This window comes from Priestia megaterium (genome assembly GCF_023824195.1).
Classification (GTDB): Bacteria; Bacillota; Bacilli; order Bacillales; family Bacillaceae_H; genus Priestia; species Priestia megaterium_D.
In genome coordinates this window covers 5,086,808-5,105,196 of record NZ_CP085442.1, presented here as the reverse complement: position 1 = coordinate 5,105,196, position 18,389 = coordinate 5,086,808, and the positions used below count along the sequence as shown (strand labels likewise).

Sequence of the window (18,389 nt, the reverse complement as noted above, 5' to 3'; positions counted from 1 at the left end):
CATATGCTCAGGCTTCTTTTATTTCCATATATGTTCAATTTCTTCAAGTGACTTTCCTTTTGTTTCTGGAACCCACTTCCATATAAACAAAAATGAAGCGATACACATAATCATAAAGGATAAAAATGTAAAAGATCCTCCAGCTTTGTTCCAAAGAATAGGGAAAAACTGAGACACAAACCAATTAGCTATCCACAAGAAAAACGTGGAAATAGACATTGCATAGCCTCTCGCGTGATTAGGAAAAATTTCAGAAATCACAACCCATACAACGGGTCCCATAGAAATATTAAAAAGAAATAAATAAAAAACAATAAGTAAACTTGTAGTCAACCCTTCAGTACCCTGAGAATGAAATCCAAAGGAAACGAGAAGCTGCGTAACGGCCATACCAGCTGTGCCAATAAGCAATAAAGCTTTGCGGCCAATCCGGTCGATAAGCCACATGGAACAAAGAACTCCTAAAAAGGCAGCTACACCAATCATAGACGTAACAAGGAGCGATAAATCTCCTCTAGCTCCAGCTGCTTCAAAAACTTGCGGGGCGTAATAAATAATGGCATTAATTCCGACAAGCTGTTGAAAGGCTGCAAGTAGAATACCAATAAGCAACGCTTTTCGAAGACCTGCCTCTTTAAAAAGCGAAAGAGAAGCCCGCTGATTTTCTTTTAACGATTGCTCAATATGATACAGCTCTTGGTGTGCAATGTGTGTACCATTGATTTTAATTAAAATGTCCATAGCTTCTAAAGTGCGGTTTGCTTTTACCAGCCACCTCGGACTTTCAGGAACAGGAGAAAGGATAAGAAGAAATAAAAGAGCTGGAATGCCAGAAGCACCGATAATGTAGCGCCATCCCGTGGAATTCTGCCAAGCGTCTTCCCCAATAGATAAAATGTAGTCATTTACAAAATAGACAGAAACAATCCCAATGGCAACAGCAAATTGATAAAGAGAGCCTAAGCGGCCGCGCATGTGCGGAGGGGCTATTTCAGAAATATAGGTAATAGAAAGAACAGAAGCCATACCAATGCCTAGTCCTCCAATAATTCGAGAAATAATCACAAAAGAGATGGATGAAGATAGCGCTTGCATAATTGCGGATACGATAAATAAAGAAGGTGCTAAAAGTAAGATGCTTTTTCTACCGAATCGATCACTCAGTTTTCCTGAAGCAAGTACCCCAACGGCACCACCGAGCAGCAGACTAGATACAACAAAACCTACCATCGTTGGACTAAGATTAAAATGCACTTCCATCAACCCAATAGCTCCTGAAATGACGGCTGTGTCATAGCCGTAAAGTAACCCTCCAAAAGCAGCTGCACATGAAATGAAAATCACAAAAAATAGATTTCCTTTTTGCTCCTTATACTCGTCAGAAGTTACTTTTACTATCCCCATATAAATTCCTCCTTTGAATCACGGTCACTATTTTAATTAAAAAAACGTTATACGTAAAACGTTTTCATAAAAGATGTTTTTATGTTAAACTAAAAATTATAAATAATCAAACTATTTTTTAACTTTTATATGAATTATGTACGTTTTGTTATCAATCAATAGGGAAGAAAAAATAGGGGGGAAGAGAAATATGGCGTTTATGCAATGTGATTTTTTTTCAGAAGTATTGCAAATAAGTACTTCAATGAACGTTTTGATACCGCAGCAAACAAAATCTCAAATTGGTTTACAAACCAATACAAGAAGTGAGAAACACCCTACGCTCTATTTATTACACGGTCTTTCTGATGATCATACGATATGGATGAGAAGAACTTCGATTGAACGCTACGCATCAGAATTAGGACTTGCAGTTGTAATGCCAAATGTAGATCGTAGCTTTTATAGAGATATGGCTTATGGAAAGAAGTATTGGACGTTTGTAACAGAAGAACTTCCTCAATTGGCTAGATCATTTTTTCCGTTATCGGAAAAAAGAGAAGATAATTTTGTAGCTGGTCTTTCTATGGGAGGGTACGGCGCTTTAAAATGGGCGTTTCGCAAACCACATCAATTTTCTGCAGCTGCCAGTTTATCAGGAGTGATGGACGTTGAAGGGCTTGGAGGGCGAGGAGAAGTTCAGTTCTTGGATTATCCTTTGATTTTTGGCATGCCGCCTGTTATTAGACCTGAGGATGATCTTTTCTGGCTGCTTGAAAATCGCCGGCGCTATGGAGAAGTGACTCCGCGTATTTATCAATGCTGTGGAACGGAAGATTTTTTATATCAGGAAAATAAACGTTTTTCCGAGCGATGTAAGCAAGAGCCTATTTGTTTTACATATGAAGAAGAAAAAGGAAGTCACGACTGGGCATATTGGGATCAAAAAATTCAAGATGTGTTAAAGTGGCTGTTTAGTGAAAAGTAGGGAAGGTAGTTTTCGGTGGTTCCGGCTTCTAGTAGTATAATAAAGAAAAATGTTTACTTGGTCGATAGACTAAAAGGAAATGGGAGTCGGTACGAATGGGGAGAAAAAAAGTCACGATTACAGAAGTAGCAAAAGAAGCGGGTGTTTCATTAGCTACGGTATCAAGAATCTTCAATAATAAAGACGGTAAAATTAAAATCAGTGAAAAAACTAAACAAAAAGTGCTAAAAGCAGCAGCTCATTTAGGGTATCAGACGAATCCATTTGCGGCAGCTCTGCGGGCCCAAAAAACAGGGATTATCGGGATATTAATTAGAGATTTAAAAGATCCGTTTCTAATTGAACTATTAAAAAAGGTACAGCAACAAGTCCAAAGTCGAGGGATGGATGTTCTTATTGGACATACGGATTACGAAGAAACAACGGCTGAGCGTCAATTAAATGTTATGATGAACCATTGGTTTGATGGGGTCATTTTATTAGACTATGTAGCTGCTCAGCATCCGTTTGTAGATGTATTAAAACAATATCAAACGCCTTACGTTTCTCTCACAGGAGACGCCTCTTCTGCACTTTGGCCGATTGTACATGTAGATGATGGGGTGGGAATGCAATTAGCTGTTGCTCACTTAACGGACCTTGGTCATAAGAATATAGGGTTCGTTGGGAAAGCTGTAAGCGGAGTCGAGCACCGTCTGTCTCTTTTTTATCAGTATGTACCGTCAGCAAACGCAAAGTTTGTGAAAGAAGATATGAATAACTCAGATGAACTATATCAGTTTATAAATGAGCTAGCTCATCATCCAGAGCCTCCAACTGCGCTTATTTGTGCTACGGATTACATTGCTCTGAAAGTGATACACTGTGCGTGGCAAAACGGGCTTCACGTTCCAGCAGATTTGTCTGTTATAGGGTTTGATGATATTACAGAAGCTAGTGAAGCGCATCCTCCACTAACAACCATCCGTCAACCGATGGGAAAAATGGCTGAAAAAGCAGTAAACCTCTTACTTCAGCAAATTCAGGATCAGCAAGAAATAGATCAGGTACAGTATACAATGGCACCTGTATTAGTAGAGCGTGAGACCACAAAACGTATGAATTGATAAGGAATGTATATACTATTCCTGAAAGTGTGAGACAAAAAGTCCACACTTTTTTGCATTAACCATTGCGTCCACTTCCCTCTTTCTTATACACTGTATGCTGTAGGGGAAAAAACCAAGCTTTAATATGTTTGGAGCGATTTGATGACACAACAAAAATTAGATAAATATGAAATTATGGACGTTAGCTTACTAGCAGGTAAAATTATGTTAGAAAGCGGAGCAGAAACGTATCGAGTAGAAGACACAATGATGCGGATTGCAGCGTCTTACGGTATAAAAAAATCCCACAGCTATGTGACGCCAACAGGGATTATGTTTTCACTTGAAACGAAAGAACCGACGAAAACAAAGTTAATTCGTATTTCCGAACGAACGACAGATTTAAAAAAAGTAACCATGGTAAATAGCGTCTCAAGAACAATCAGTCAAGGAAACATCTCCTTGGAGGAAGCGTACGAAATGCTACAAGAAATTGAAGCAACGAACGTAGCTTTTCCACTATGGGTTCAACTTGCAGCTGCATCCATTTCTAGCGGATGCTTTTTAATCATGTTTCAAGGTTTATGGACGGACTTTATTCCAGCTATGTTTTTAGGAGGTCTCGGATTTTTAACCGTGGTGTATTTCCACCGTCTTATTCCGATTCGCTTTTTTGCTGAGTTTACCGCTTCGTTAGTTATTGGACTTTTATCAGCTCTTCTAGTCGCTTCAGGACTAGGCACGCAAATTGATAAAATTATTATTGGATCCGTTATGCCTCTGGTTCCTGGCTTGTCCATTACCAATGCAGTGCGAGATTTAATGGCGGGACATTTATTGTCTGGATTATCAAAAGGAGCAGAAGCGTTTCTGACGGCATTCGCTATTGGTGCAGGTATTGCCATTGTATTTACGCTTCTATAGAAGGGAGGCATCATATGCATATCGTAGAGCAGATAATTACAAGTTTTATTGCCTCAGCAGCGTTTGGGATCATTTTTAATGTTCCACGTGAATCATTATTAAAAAGTGGCTTTGTCGGAATGATTGGCTGGCTCATTTACTATTTGCTAACGTTCTATGGCGTAGATGAAATTCCAAGCACAGTTGCATCGGCCTTCTTTATTGCTATTATTAGTCAAATTTACGCAAAAATTTATCGAACGCCGATCATTATTTTCACCGTAGCAGGTATTATTCCGCTAGTTCCAGGAGGAACAGCATACGATGCCATGCGTAACTTTGTAGAAAATAACTATAATGAAGCGATTAGTCTTGCAGCGAAAGCCTTTATGATTTCAGGTTCAATTGCCATTGGTATTGTATTTTCTGAAGTCATTAACCAAATCATTCGTCAATCTAAATTAAATGCCAAAGCAAAATATCGACCGTAGAGAAGCAAGCTCAAATCAGAGCGTGCTTTTTTTATGAAAAAATAAAGAGATCCTTCACTTTTTTGTCACAAGAAAGTCACGTTTTAGTCTAAAAACGTTCAAACAATGTACGTGCACAGCTAAAAAAATAGACTATACTATGTAAATAGAAAGAGAGATATTACATATGTATGTGAAATATTGAGCATATTTCTCGAATTATTATGCTCATTGTTTCACAATGTACGTAAAAGATGCTCAGAAATGAGCAAAGTATCTATGGAAATGATGAATGTTCTTATATATGAAAGGAGAAAGAAGATGGATACAGTTATACTATCACGTATTCAATTTGCATCAACGACGCTGTTTCATTTTATCTTTGTACCGCTATCTATCGGTCTTGTCTTTTTAGTAGCGATCATGGAAACGATGTACGTAGTAAAAAAAGATGAACAGTATAAAAGGATGGCAAAGTTTTGGGGGCACTTATTCCTGATTAACTTTGCTGTCGGAGTCGTAACAGGTATTTTACAAGAATTTCAGTTTGGCATGAACTGGTCAGAGTACTCACGGTTTGTAGGAGATGTATTCGGTGCGCCGCTTGCTATTGAAGCACTGCTCGCGTTTTTTATGGAGTCCACTTTCCTTGGACTGTGGATTTTCGGGTGGGATCGTTTGCCTAAATGGCTGCACTGTCTATGTATTTGGCTTGTTAGTCTAGGTACTATTTTTTCAGCGTTCTTTATTTTAACGGCTAATTCTTTTATGCAGCATCCGGTTGGAATGGAGCTGAATAATGGCCGTTTAGAAATGAATGACTTCTTTAAATTGTTAACAAACGGTCAGCTGTGGGTTGAATTCCCTCATACAATTTTAGGTTCGTTTGCAACAGGCGCCTTTTTTATCACGGGTGTCAGTGCCATTATGCTCTTGAAGAAAAAACATTTGACTTTTGCCAAAAAATCATTTCAAGTTGCCATCATTGTAGGGTTAGTTTCAGGTGTAGGAATTGCGCTATCTGGTCATGAACAGGCTGGATACTTAGTTAAAACACAGCCGATGAAAATGGCCGCAAGTGAAGGATTATGGGAAAACAGCGGAAGTCCAGGCGCCTGGACGGTAACAGCTAATATTCACCCTGATGAAAAGAAAAATACGAGTGAAATCAAAATACCTTATTTATTAAGCTTTTTATCATACGGAAAATTTTCAGGTTCCGTTCCTGGAATGAACGAGCTGCAGGAGCAGTATACGGCGAAATATGGAGCAGGAAATTATATTCCACCCGTTCGGACAACATTTTGGAGTTTCCGCATTATGGCTGGTCTGGGTGGCGTATTATGTGCATTAGGCATTTGGGGCACGTACTTGCTTTCTCGTAAAAAACTTCAAGAAAGCAAACTATTTTTACGTATTATGACGATTGCCATTGCCTTTCCGTTCCTTGGAAGCTCAGCAGGTTGGATTATGACAGAGATTGGCCGTCAGCCTTGGGTTGTATTTGGCTATATGAAAACGGAAGATGCCGTGTCTCCTGGTGTAACAGCAGGTGAATTGTTGTTTTCTATTATCTCGTTTTCGTTCTTTTATTTAATTTTAGCTGTGATTATGGTGTTCTTGTTCGTTAAAGAAATTAAAAAAGGTCCAGATCACGATCACGAAGCACATACAAAAGTAGTATCAACTGATCCGTTTACAAAGGAGGGATACAATGTTTTCTCTTAATGAATTCTGGTATTTACTAGTATCCATTCTGTTTGTTGGTTTTATCTTTTTAGAAGGCTTTGATTTTGGGATTGGAATGGTGTCTCGTTTTTTAGGAAGAAACGACTTAGAGCGACGAGCTTTTATTAATACAATCGGTCCTTTTTGGGATGCAAATGAAGTTTGGCTAATTTCAGCAATCGGTGCTATGTTTGCCGCTTTTCCAAACTGGTATGCAACGCTATTAAGCGGGTCGTATGTTCTTTTTGTTCTTCTTTTGCTTTCGCTTATTGGCCGCGGTGTAGCATTTGAATTTCGAGGAAAAGTTGAAAAACAAGCGTGGAAAAATGCATGGGATTGGGTTATATTCTTTGGAAGTCTTTTTCCACCGCTCATTTTTGGCGTCTTATTTTCAGCGCTAATGAAAGGACTGCCTGTTGAAAGCAACATGCAAATGAATGCTGGCTTTTCGGATATTGTTAATCTATATACCATAACAGGCGGCGTTACATTAACAATGCTTTGCTTATGGCACGGACTTATTTTTGCGACGATCCGTACGATGGACGATATTAGAGATCGTTCACGGAAGGTCGCTATGAAGCTTTTGCCTGTAAATGCCTTGTTACTTCTTATCTTTTCAGGCATGACGTTTTTTGAAACAGATTTATTCAGTAATCATAGCCGCTTGATGCTATATACATTTTTCATCGGTATTTTCGTGTATTTACTAGCAGGATTTTTCCTTACACGTAAAAAAGACGGATGGGCATTTGCTATGTCTGGCTTAATTTTAATTTTATCAATTTCCTCTATATTTGCAGGATTGTTTCCAACCGTTTTGGTTAGTTCAATCAATGAAAGCTATAGTTTAACGATTCATAATGCAGCATCAGGGAATTATTCCTTAAAAATTATGTCTTACGCTGCTATTGCGTTACTGCCTTTTGTGTTAGGTTATCAAATTTGGAGCTACTACGTTTTCAGAAAACGTGTAGATCATAAGGAGCATATGGAGTATTAATGGGTAGAAATTTAATGGTTTACAACGGAATAAAAATGGTTCTTGCCATGTTAATAGGGCTTATTACTATTCAAAGTGTAGCCATTATTTTTCAAGCTAAGTGGCTCGCCGAAGTAATTACCGCTCTTTTTCGTGGTGAAAGTTTAACTTCGCAGACAAAAGCAATCGGATTGTTTTTGTCTGCCTTTATGGTTCGTCAGATCATAGGTTTTATAGTAAAAAAAACGGCATATCAATTTGGAGTCAAAACGACTCAGGAACTTCGTTTGATAGTCATGAAAAGCATTTTTGCATTAGGACCGCGTTTTACCAAAGATGAAGGAACAGGAAACTTGGTGACGCTCATCACCACAGGCCTACAGAAGCTTCGCGCTTATCTCGAGCTGTTTTTGCCTAAACTGGCCGCCATTAGCGTTACACCTTGGCTAGTGCTCGCTTTCGTTTGGTACCATGATCGGCTTTCAGGCATTATTTTACTTGTGACCATGCCAATTTTAATTTTATTTATGATTTTGCTTGGACTGGCTGCACAAAAAAAAATAGATAGTCAATGGGAGACATATCACGTGTTGTCCAACCACTTTGTAGATTCGCTTCGAGGGTTAGAAACTTTAACATTTCTCGGGAAAAGTAAGGAACATGCTGAAACGATTGAAAGAGTCAGTGACCGTTATCGAAAAGCGACAATGGGAACGCTCCGAATTGCTTTTTTATCTACGTTTGCTCTAGATTTCTTTACGATGTTATCTGTAGCCATCGTGGCTGTTATGCTTGGTTTGCGGCTGGTGAATGGTTCGATGACATTAGAGCCTGCACTTATGATTTTATTGCTGGCGCCTGAATACTTCCTGCCGATACGAGAAGTCGGAAACGATTACCATGCAACATTAGACGGAAAAGAATCCGGAGATGCATTAATTAAGATTGTGAAGCAGGCTGAAAAACCGTCGGATAAAAAAGAAGACGTTCCTAGTTGGACTGAAAACAGTGAACTTCATTTACGTCATATCACCGTAAAATATGACAAAGAGCAGCCACCTTCTCTTGAAGATGTGTCACTGCATGTTAAAGGAATGAAGAAAATTGGAATCATAGGAAAAAGCGGAGCTGGAAAATCGACGCTTATTGATATATTAAGTGGCTTTGTACAATCTACAGAAGGCTCTGCTGAAGTAAACGGCGTGCCAATTGATTTACGCTCAGATGCTTGGCAAAAGCAGATTACGTATATCCCTCAGCACCCATTTATTTTTAATGGAACAGTAAAAGAAAATATTGAATTTTATCAAGACAGAGGCGGCTCATATGATTATGAAGATGCTTTAACGAAAGCAGGACTTTTATCAACGGTTCAACAGATGCCTAAGAAGGAAAATGAAATGATAGGGGATGGGGGACGGCAGCTTAGCGGCGGCCAAGCTCAAAGAATTGCTCTAGCAAGAGCATTTCTAAGCGACCGCCCTATTATTATGCTTGATGAACCAACGGCACAAGTCGATATTGAAACGGAATATGAATTAAAGCAAGATATTTTAACGATGTTCCAAGAGAAGTTATTTATTTTAGCTACGCACCGTCTGTATTGGATGAAAGACATGGATCTCATTGTTGTAATAGAGGACGGAAAGATTGCAGAAGTCGGTAATCATCAAGAACTGATTCAAAAAAAAGGAGCTTACTATCAATTTTTACATGAAGAGGAGGAGATATGATGAAATATAAAAGTTGGATATGGCCCTATTTTAAAACATATAAATATCGTATCTTTTCTATCTTATTACTAAGCTTGTTAACGATTAGTTCTGCTTGCGCGCTAATGTTCACGTCAGGTTATTTGATTTCAGCTTCTTCCTTACAGCCAGAAACAATTTTATTGGTGTATGTTCCAATTGTACTTGTGCGTACATTTGGTTTAAGCCGAGCAGCTTTCCGTTATGCGGAGCGTCTTGTCAGTCACGATTTTATTCTTCGTATTTTAGCTAAAATGCGTACACGTCTTTATCATTTGATTGAACCGTTAATTGCTACATCTCGCTATCAAACAGGAGATGTTTTAGGAGTTCTCGCGGAAGATATTGAAAGTTTACAAGACTTGTTCTTGCGTACCATTCTTCCAACAATTTCAGCTGTTATTTTATACGTTATTTCGATTGTAGCTTTAGGATTCTTTAGCCTAAAGTTTGCATGTTTGATTGCCATCTATTTATTTTTATTAGTAGTAGTGATGCCGCTTTTTTCCCTTTGGCATATGAAGGCAGCCAATCAGCGATATAAATCAAGCAAAGCACAGTTATATGCCAAGGTCACAGACGGGTTTTTAGGAGTTGCTGATTGGGTGTTAAGCGGTCAGCAGCAGTCATTTTTTCATTCGTATAACAAAACAGAAAATGAGTTAGACGGCATGGATCGTAAGCTTAAACTATGGACGTATTACCGAGAATTGTTTGGACAACTTATTGTAGCAGGTTTAATTGTCACAATGATTTGGTTTGGGGCTTCTCTTTTTGCAGATAAAGAGCTTGCAGGTGTGTTTATTGCTGCTTTTATTTTAGTAGTATTTCCTTTATCTGAAGCGCTGCTGCCAGTATCTAATGCAGTAGAAAAGATTCCTCAGTTTGAAGAATCATTAAATAGAGTACAGGCAATGGAAAAGAACTGGGAAGATGTGAACGAAAAGAAAAAACATACTCTTTCTCTACCTTATAAAGGTTCATGGAATTCGGTTAGATTAAAAGTTGAGCATGTAAGCTTTCGCTATAGTAATGAGGAGGAGTCAGTAATTCATGATCTTTCATTTCAAGTCGAGCAAGGGAAAAAAATTGCGATTCTTGGCAAGAGTGGAGCTGGAAAATCGACTCTATTAAAATTGCTGCAAGGCTCCTTATTACCTACAGAAGGTACAGTTCAACTAAACGGTCAGTCTGTTGCTGAAGTTCGTGAAGATGTACCAAAACTCATCTCTGTATTAAATCAAAATCCATATTTATTTAATACAAGCGTAGCCAACAATTTATTACTAGCTAATGAAGAGGCCACAAAAGAAGAGGTAATTGAGGCAATGAAGCAAGTGAATATGCACTCCCTTGTGGAAGGTTTACACCAAGGATATCAAACGTCCATGCTCGAAACAGGTCAGCGCTTCTCGGGAGGAGAACGTCAGCGGATTGCGTTAGCACGTGTTCTGCTTCAGCACACGCCAATTGTCATGCTAGATGAGCCAACTGCAGGGTTGGATACCGTGACTGAAAAACGTTTGTTATCCACTATCTTTGAAACTCTTCAAGACAAAACCTTAATTTGGGTTACGCACAATTTAGTTGGGATGGAAAAGATGGATGAAATCTTATTCTTGCAAGATGGTAAGGTAGCCATTCGCGGAACGCATGACGAATTACTTGCGACGAACAGTCACTATCAAAAGCTATATGAATTGGATCATCCGGCAAAAAGTCTTTAGCAGAAGCTAAAGGCTTTTTATTATTTGATAATAAAGTGAAATTCGACAAACACAAGTAAAATATGTGTCGAACGAAAGAAAACAGCTTGGATTCAAAGAAAAGAGTATGCGTTTAGCATTTTTGAAAAAGTGGTAAAACAAGGTAGTGTTTGTTTCTTCCTGTATAACATCGGTTTATTTTAGGGAAAATATATACACATTATGTGAACGAGAGAAGGAAGATACAATGGAACCTATGCTTATACATATCACGCTCGTAGTGGGACTAGGAGTTCTATCTCAGTGGCTGGCTTGGAGATTTAAGTTACCAGCAATTGTCGTGATGTCAATTATCGGACTACTAACAGGCCCTATTTTAGGTTTAATTGATCCTAAAGCACAATTTGCTCAGCTTTTTGATCCTTTTGTATCTATTGCTGTAGCTGTTATTTTATTTGAAGGCAGCTTGAACTTAGACATGAGAGAGGTAAGGGGAATCGAAAAGCCCGTGTTTCGCATTGTAACACTAGGAGCCATGCTAGCTTGGATTTTAGGCTCTTTAGCTGCTCATTATATAGCGGATTTATCATGGGCGGTGGCAATTGTTATCGGAGGGCTTTTTATTGTGACGGGTCCAACCGTGATTTTACCTCTTTTACGACAAGCTAAATTAAAACCAAAACCAGCAGCGATTTTAAAATGGGAAGGTATTATTGTTGATCCATTTGGTGCATTGCTGGCCGTTTTTTCGTTTGAAATTGTTCAATTTTTAGTGCTGAGAGAAGTGAGTGGAAAAACAATTCTCTTTTTCTTTGTAGCTTCTATTATTGCTGTTTTAATAGGATGGCTTCTTGGCCGCGGAATAGGATGGATGTTTCAAAAGGGTCATATTCCAGAGTATTTAAAATCTCCGGTCGTATTTATTGTCGTTATTGCCTGCTTTACGATAGCTGATGAAATTAAGCATGAAACAGGTCTTCTAGCAGTAACAGCGATGGGTATTACCCTTGCTAATATGCATATTTCATCTATTAGTGATATGCGACATTTTAAAGAGAACATTTCGGTTCTATTGACTTCTACTATTTTTATCATGTTAACGGCTGGACTGACGATGAAGACCATTACTGAAATTTTTCATTGGAATATTATTTTGTTTGTTTTACTTATGCTGTTTATTGTCAGACCTGTCTCCATCTTTTTATCAACGGTAGGGACAGATTTATCTATAAAAGAAAAGATACTGATTGGCTGGATTGCCCCGCGCGGCATTGTGGCGTTAACGGTCTCAAGTTACTTTGCGAAAGTACTAATCGATGAAGGATTTAAAGATGCTTCCATCCTAACAACGCTGACATTTGCTTTAGTATTTGCTACGGTTTGTGCACACGGTTTTTCCCTTTCATGGCTAGCTAAGAAGCTTGATTTATCAATTGGAGAAGAACCTGGTATTTTGCTTGTAGGAAGCAATGATTTTACGGTTGCTTTTGCTTCCAAGTTAAAACAGCTGGGCTATCCAGTATTAGTTGCTGATTCTTCGTGGGAGCGGTTAAGAGTTGCGCGCAGAGCGGAAGTAGATGTTTATCACGGAGAAGTTCTAGCTGAGCAAACGGAATATCATCTAGACTTAACTCCTTATGAATACGTGATTGCTGCAACTGAGTTAGATGCATATAATGCGCTTGTTTGTACTGCTTTTCTTCAAGATATGGGACGGAACAATGTTTTTCAATTGAGCATTCGTGACCAAGAAGATTCAAGAGAAGATGTCGATGAAATTATGCATACAGTAAGAGGACGCATGCTCTTTAAGAAAGGAATTACGTGGGAGTTTCTGCATCATAAAATGGAGCATGGATATACGATTTATAATACAAAAATTACGGATGAATATACGTATGAAACATATCTTGAGGAGAAAAGCGATGCTTCTCTTTTACTAGCAGTGAGCAAGCAGGGAAAGGCACTGAGTTTTTTTGCTCATGATCAAGAAATAAACGTTAATGCGGGTGATACGGTGTTAAGCCTTCAGCCATTAAAAAGATAAAAAAACAGGCCTTCAATGGCCTGTTTTTTTATGCTTGTCTTTGTTTAAAATGAATGACGAACAGATAAGCAGCAGCTGCTGCAAAATAGATAGTAACGGCTGGTGCCGTGAAGACATGCCCAGCTACAAAAGCAATTCCAAGAGCTAATACAATTGCTGTACTATACATCATAAAGCTTTCATCAAGAAGCTGTGATGGGTCTTTAAATAATCGAACCAATACGGTTAAACCAACTACTAGAAGTGGAAGAACCCATAGTAAAAATCCGATGATACCTAAAGAGAAAAACAGATCATAAAAATCCATTTCAATCATCTTTGGCGGAAGCTGTTTTGTATAGTCACCAGAAAAGCCCATACCTATCATTTTTCTTGCAATAGGTGCTTTTGCATACTCTTCCTTATGATGAGCTAAAAATTGCTCACGGCTGCTTAGAATCAGATTTTGAATATCTTTGTCATCTAAATTTGATTCCTTTTGTTTTTTCTTTTTAGCCGGCTTTTCTTTTTCTTTCTTTTCCGGCTTTTCTTGCTTTGTTTTCTCTTTTTTAGCCTCTAACATATCGATGTGCGTATATGTGTTTTTATAAGCTGGAGAAATCGGAGTGGTTGCTCCGGTTACAATTAAAAGCAGAATTGAGATTACTAAGTTGGCTTTAATTAAGCTGCGTTTATTCGTAAATAATTTTGCAAATAAGACAACTGTTGCTACAACTAAAGAAAGAATAACGGCACCTAAGCCTACTTTCGTTCCAAGCATGATGGACGAAACGGCTAACAAGATAAAAGGAATCCAGTAATAAGCTTTTGAAAACGAACGTACTTTATCTAAAGCTAAAAGCAGTGTGAGAGGAAGCAAAATAGCAATGGTTGCCCCTAGCTCATTCGCTGCATAAAACCAGCCTTTGAATCCGATTTTATTATACTGATAACTCTCTAGTGCTGTACCTGTTAGCATTGTACCGATAAAAACAATACTGATGATGAGTGAAGCAGTCAATAAGTTTTTGCTCAGTATTCTTTTTACATCCACAGACGATCGATAATGTGAAAACATCACAATCATTCCAAGTAATGTAACGTTCATATAAACAACCTTATTGAAAAATTTAATTTCTTGCCCAATATAATAAGGATCTTTCCATTGATGATTTAAGTAGATATTGAGTCCAAGAAAGAGTGCAAAAACAATAAGGTAGATAATCGAATATCTAGCCCATTTTGATTGTTTGGCAAACACTAAAAGTAGGACACCTGCAAAAATCATATATAGAAAGCGAATAACAACCCCAATTGAGAGACCACTATCCATGTTCAAAACCATGTACGTCGTTAGCATATCAATAATTGGCTGAATTGAAATAAAACCAACGAACAGAAAAAATAACCAGTATGTGTTCTTCATATAGTACTCTCCTGTTTTACGTGAATTAACGTTTTCTTTTAACTAAAAGCATAACACCTTCTACTCTGCATAATAGCGTCGACATTAAGTATACTAAACCACCTGCAATACAGACAATACCAAATCGTAAGATAACATGTAATGAATTCAAAAATGCGATGTCCTTTAAGAAGAACATGAGGATAGCAACAGGTACGGAAGCTAAAAGAATTTTTCCTGTTTCTTTCACTAGATATCCGTAATGGAAGTGATTGATTTGTTTTGCCAGCATAACGAATACGATGGCCGTATAGAAAAAGGCAACCACTGACATGGAAAGTGCTAATCCTTGGTATCCCATAAATTTAGTGAAAATCATGTTAAAGATGATATTTAACACAATGGATAATAAGCCTGCTCTCATAATAAGATAACCTTTTTGAAGAGAATAAAATCCTTTTGCAAGAACAGCTTGCAGCGAATAGAAAAACACTGAACCTAGGTAATAATAAGATACATCCGTTGTTTTTAACGTCGAATGTGCGTCAAATGCACCGCGCTGATAAGCAATCATTACAATGTCTTTCATATAAAAGATCATAATAACAATCGTCGGAATCAGCAGCATCAGCATAAACGTAATCCCTTTTTCAATTCCCGATTTAAAGCGTTCTTCATCTTTGTCAGAAATGGCTCTTGCAATCAGCGGATAAATAATGGTTGCGACCGTAACCCCGAATATTGCCTGGGGAATACTTACAAGTCTGAAGGCGTAATTTAAGTATGAAATAACACCTTCACCAAAGGAGCCAGCAAAGAAGAAGTTTACAGTTAAATTAATTTGACCGACCATAATGGTCACACCAACAGGGATGAATACTTTATAAAAAGCCACCACTTCATCACGGTCAATTTTTTGCTTCCATAACAGCAGATGCTGCGGTTTAAAATAGACAACTTTAATTAAGAAAGAAGCAATTGTTCCTATAAAATAGCCAAGAGCAATTGCATAGCCGCCCATAATTGAATGTAATAGGATTGTACTTAAAATCGTAAATAGTACAACAACCGTTTGAGAAAACACAGAGAAAGAATATTGACTTCGTGCATCAAATACACCTTCGTATACGGCATTCACTCCAACTAGTGAAAGAGATAAGAAGTACATAACGCCCGTATAAATTCCTAGTTCAATTGCTGCTTTGGAAAAATTAGAATACGAAGCGGGAAAGTAAAAGAAAGCGGCAATTGATCCGAGAACCGAAATAATGAAACAAATAAGAAAGGTTGATTTAACAATATTAGTCAAATGAACCTTTCCTTTATTTTCTTTTTCATAACGTAAATAACTAGGAATAAACGCATCCTTCATCCCCGTTAACATAAATAAAATAAAAGCGTTTGGAATAATCATTGCTGCGTTGTATGAATCGACGATATAACTTGTACCGAAATAGTTAGCAATAACTAAATCACGAATCATACTAGAAAATTTCAAAAATAATGTTGATATGAGCAGTAAAATGCTCGCGAATTTTAAGTTTTTCATGCGAAACTCCTACCTTTTCAAGTTATCTCATCAACTATTAGCAATAAAGAAGCATCCGACAATTAGAAGAATACAGCCGATAACTTGTTTTGTTGTAACTTTTTCTTTAATTAAAAAGTAACCGAATGTTAATGTCCAAATATACGTAATAGACGTGAGCGGAAATACAATAGAATAAGGTAACAGCGTTAAAACATACACATTAAGCAGAGCTGCCGCCCCGTAAAAAAGGCCGCCACCCACAAAGCAAATAAGCGCTAGCTTTATCTTTTTTTCATTTAAATACGTAGAAATATACTTGAAAAAGACAGCTCCAACTGAACCTAAAAGGGTCATAATAATTAAAAGTGGGATACTATTCATCTTGGCCACCTACTAAAATTACACCTACGATAATAATAAGAGTACCGACCAGCTTCATAGGGCTAATGGTTTCATTTAATAGAAAGAAACCATTAGCAATGCTGATTACGTATCCTAGGCTTAAAAATGGATGAAGTAAGGAAACTCTTTCAAATTTAAAAGCAGCAATCATAAAAACCGCTCCTAATCCATAAAGAAAAAAACCAATAATTAAATTTAAGTTAAATGAAGCTTCGGACAACTTCCAAAAAAGTTGTCCAACAGCTGTAAACAGGGAAGCCACGATAATGAGTGTGATTCCTAGCTTTTTGTTGTAATTGCTCTCCATCAGGAGGTCACATCCCTTTCTTTCTGATCAAATCGGATAAAAGGAAGACCAATAAAGAAGAAAGACACAAATACGCTTGCTAATAAATATCGAAAATCTTGAGCCGGCAATGCCGCAAGAACAGAAAGCGTGTTAAGAGCCCAAGGAATGACGATAATAAGTGACGTAATTCCTCTTCGAATCACTAGCATTAATGAAAATAATAAAATAACACAGTGATAAAAAGCTGGTTTCCATAAGAATGTAAAAACAGGGTGCTTAAAAATAGCTAAGTAAGCATTGGCAGTATGCGTAATAAACGGCTCGATTACTTTATTTTTAAGACCTAAATCATTGCCGTAATAAATGTTGGTTACATACGTATCTGTGTAGCCATCTTTAAAAGGATTGATTTGCCATACTAAAGCCGTTTGTTTGAGAAAGCCTTCCGTTGCTAGATAAGGATTTTTGATGACAATGCTAGCATAATTCTTAAAGTAAAGACCTAAATCATTAAAAATAAACTCGCGGTCGTAGTATTTCCAAGTGAATTTAATAGGATCGCTTTTATATGGATTGTACTTTTCTTTCCACAATTCAATAGGAAGCACTTTATTAAAATATTCGCGCTCTTCTTTTGACATCTCCCCATCATTTGAAATGATGTTTGCAATTTGTTGAGTTGGAATAGACAAAGCTTCATTTGGATCCGAAGGCTGTACATCAAGCCACGTGAACACAGGGCCTGTAACAATCTTTTGTAAAATAAAGACGACTAAGAAAATCGTGACAAGAGGTTTCCAATTTTTTCTGAATAAGACAATCATTAAAAGGAAAGTCAAAACAAATACAGGAAAACCATTATGTCTAAAGAAAGCTACTCCAAATGCGGAAAGTAAAAGTAAGAAAAAGCTTGCTTTATTTTTAATCCAAGCACCTTCTGACAAATAGATTTTTGCAATATTCACCGTAAAGAACAGCAGAAAAGCACTGTATAAAATATCTTTCCAAATAATAATTGAAAAGATTAAAAAGCTTGGAATAATGACAATAATAGCTGTTAAAAGTCCAATCATAACAGGATGTGCTTTGCGTTTAATGAAAAAGTCAAACGTATAGGCGTATATGCTTACTACAACAACAATTTGCGTGAACGCTACAATTCCTGGGTTATCCCATATTTTTGTCAGTAGCATAATCAGCCACGTAATCATAATAGGGTGCCAATCGTTAAATTCTCCGGTATGTGCCTGTCTCCACTGTGCTAATGAATCGGGAGTCATGGCCGCTGGGAAAAAGGCAAACCAGTAATATAGACTAACAGCTAAAATAAGAATCGTAACGATTCCTAGGTAACGCTTTGGGTGTGCAAATGTATAGTGAAAATCGTTTATCTGTTTGATAGCGCTGAGTACAGCGGCCGTCAGCAGCATTGCCAATAAAGTACGGCTGATGGCATACAAAACGAGTGAAAAAATAGTTGAGCTCGTCATATGTAAGTTATCTAAAAGTGAAAACTGTACGATAAACGAAAAAACAATCAGCAATAGCCATTCTAGCGGTTTAAATGAAGCATAAGCTCTATTTTTATAAATAAAAATAGAGCTTATGATGGTAAATACAAGTGCAGCAAAAAGGGAAAGATAGTGAACACCGTCTGGATTACCAATACTTAAACCGATAAGAATAATTAAAGCTGTCACTGTAAGCAGCAAAATACTTTTTTTATTCTTCATCATT

15 protein-coding genes are annotated in these 18,389 nt (G+C 37.5%); 9 read left to right on the top strand and 6 right to left on the bottom strand.

From position 1 onward, the window contains the following. Positions 1-18 precede the first annotated feature (18 nt). On the bottom strand, positions 19-1,404 hold the full coding sequence (locus LIS78_RS26520; RefSeq protein WP_209150802.1) for a sugar porter family MFS transporter: 1,386 nt from the start codon (positions 1,402-1,404) through the stop codon (positions 19-21). A 190-nt stretch (positions 1,405-1,594) separates the two neighbouring features. On the opposite strand from LIS78_RS26520, the gene LIS78_RS26515 reads away from it, so the two are divergent. The 9 genes from LIS78_RS26515 (at position 1,595) to LIS78_RS26475 (ending at position 13,046) form a co-directional block, all read left to right on the top strand. Beyond that, positions 1,595-2,371 (top strand): alpha/beta hydrolase, encoded by a 777-nt coding sequence (locus LIS78_RS26515; RefSeq protein WP_252284513.1) that lies wholly within the window; start codon positions 1,595-1,597, stop codon positions 2,369-2,371. A 95-nt stretch (positions 2,372-2,466) separates the two neighbouring features. After that, the gene (locus tag LIS78_RS26510; RefSeq protein WP_195781519.1) at positions 2,467-3,477 is read left to right on the top strand and encodes a LacI family DNA-binding transcriptional regulator; all 1,011 of its coding nucleotides are present in this window, start codon (positions 2,467-2,469) and stop codon (positions 3,475-3,477) included. 144 nt (positions 3,478-3,621) lie between these two features. Continuing rightward, the gene (locus LIS78_RS26505) at positions 3,622-4,383 is read left to right on the top strand and encodes a threonine/serine exporter family protein (RefSeq protein ID WP_252284512.1); all 762 of its coding nucleotides are present in this window, start codon (positions 3,622-3,624) and stop codon (positions 4,381-4,383) included. Positions 4,384-4,397: 14 nt separating this feature from the next. Continuing rightward, positions 4,398-4,853: a threonine/serine exporter family protein gene (locus LIS78_RS26500; protein ID WP_013059882.1), complete on the top strand. Its 456-nt coding sequence runs from the start codon at positions 4,398-4,400 to the stop codon at positions 4,851-4,853. Positions 4,854-5,153: 300 nt separating this feature from the next. Continuing rightward, a complete protein-coding gene (locus LIS78_RS26495) occupies positions 5,154-6,560 on the top strand; it encodes a cytochrome ubiquinol oxidase subunit I (RefSeq protein WP_195781520.1) in 1,407 nt (468 codons plus the stop codon). Further along, positions 6,547-7,563 carry a cytochrome d ubiquinol oxidase subunit II gene (gene cydB, locus LIS78_RS26490; protein WP_195781521.1) on the top strand — a complete coding sequence of 339 codons (1,017 nt, stop codon included), beginning with the start codon at positions 6,547-6,549 and terminating at the stop codon, positions 7,561-7,563. The genes LIS78_RS26495 and cydB overlap by 14 nt, the downstream gene beginning before the upstream one ends. Further along, positions 7,563-9,275, top strand: a complete 1,713-nt coding sequence (cydD, locus tag LIS78_RS26485; protein ID WP_195781522.1) for a thiol reductant ABC exporter subunit CydD — start codon at positions 7,563-7,565, stop codon at positions 9,273-9,275. Before cydB ends, cydD begins: the two co-directional genes overlap by 1 nt. Further along, positions 9,275-11,020, top strand: coding sequence for a thiol reductant ABC exporter subunit CydC (gene cydC, locus LIS78_RS26480; protein ID WP_229754508.1), 1,746 nt, complete (start codon positions 9,275-9,277; stop codon positions 11,018-11,020). Before cydD ends, cydC begins: the two co-directional genes overlap by 1 nt. A 226-nt stretch (positions 11,021-11,246) precedes the next feature. Continuing rightward, positions 11,247-13,046, top strand: coding sequence for a cation:proton antiporter (locus tag LIS78_RS26475; RefSeq protein ID WP_195781524.1), 1,800 nt, complete (start codon positions 11,247-11,249; stop codon positions 13,044-13,046). Between the two features lie 28 nt (positions 13,047-13,074). Here LIS78_RS26475 and LIS78_RS26470 read toward each other — a convergent pair whose 3' ends face one another. Genes LIS78_RS26470 through LIS78_RS26450 form a run of 5 tightly spaced genes read right to left on the bottom strand, consistent with a single transcriptional unit; the run spans position 13,075 to position 18,388 of the window. Further along, positions 13,075-14,451 (bottom strand): O-antigen ligase family protein, encoded by a 1,377-nt coding sequence (locus LIS78_RS26470; RefSeq protein ID WP_098332536.1) that lies wholly within the window; start codon positions 14,449-14,451, stop codon positions 13,075-13,077. Positions 14,452-14,476: 25 nt separating this feature from the next. Next, complete coding sequence (gene murJ / locus LIS78_RS26465) at positions 14,477-15,979, bottom strand: murein biosynthesis integral membrane protein MurJ (protein ID WP_195781526.1); 1,503 nt, start codon at positions 15,977-15,979, stop codon at positions 14,477-14,479. 30 nt (positions 15,980-16,009) lie between these two features. Beyond that, complete coding sequence (locus LIS78_RS26460; RefSeq protein ID WP_014457712.1) at positions 16,010-16,342, bottom strand: EamA family transporter; 333 nt, start codon at positions 16,340-16,342, stop codon at positions 16,010-16,012. Further along, positions 16,335-16,670, bottom strand: coding sequence for a DMT family transporter (locus LIS78_RS26455; RefSeq protein ID WP_252284511.1), 336 nt, complete (start codon positions 16,668-16,670; stop codon positions 16,335-16,337). The genes LIS78_RS26460 and LIS78_RS26455 overlap by 8 nt, the downstream gene beginning before the upstream one ends. After that, positions 16,670-18,388, bottom strand: coding sequence for a DUF6020 family protein (locus LIS78_RS26450; protein WP_195781527.1), 1,719 nt, complete (start codon positions 18,386-18,388; stop codon positions 16,670-16,672). Before LIS78_RS26450 ends, LIS78_RS26455 begins: the two co-directional genes overlap by 1 nt. Between the last annotated feature and the right edge of the window lies 1 nt (position 18,389).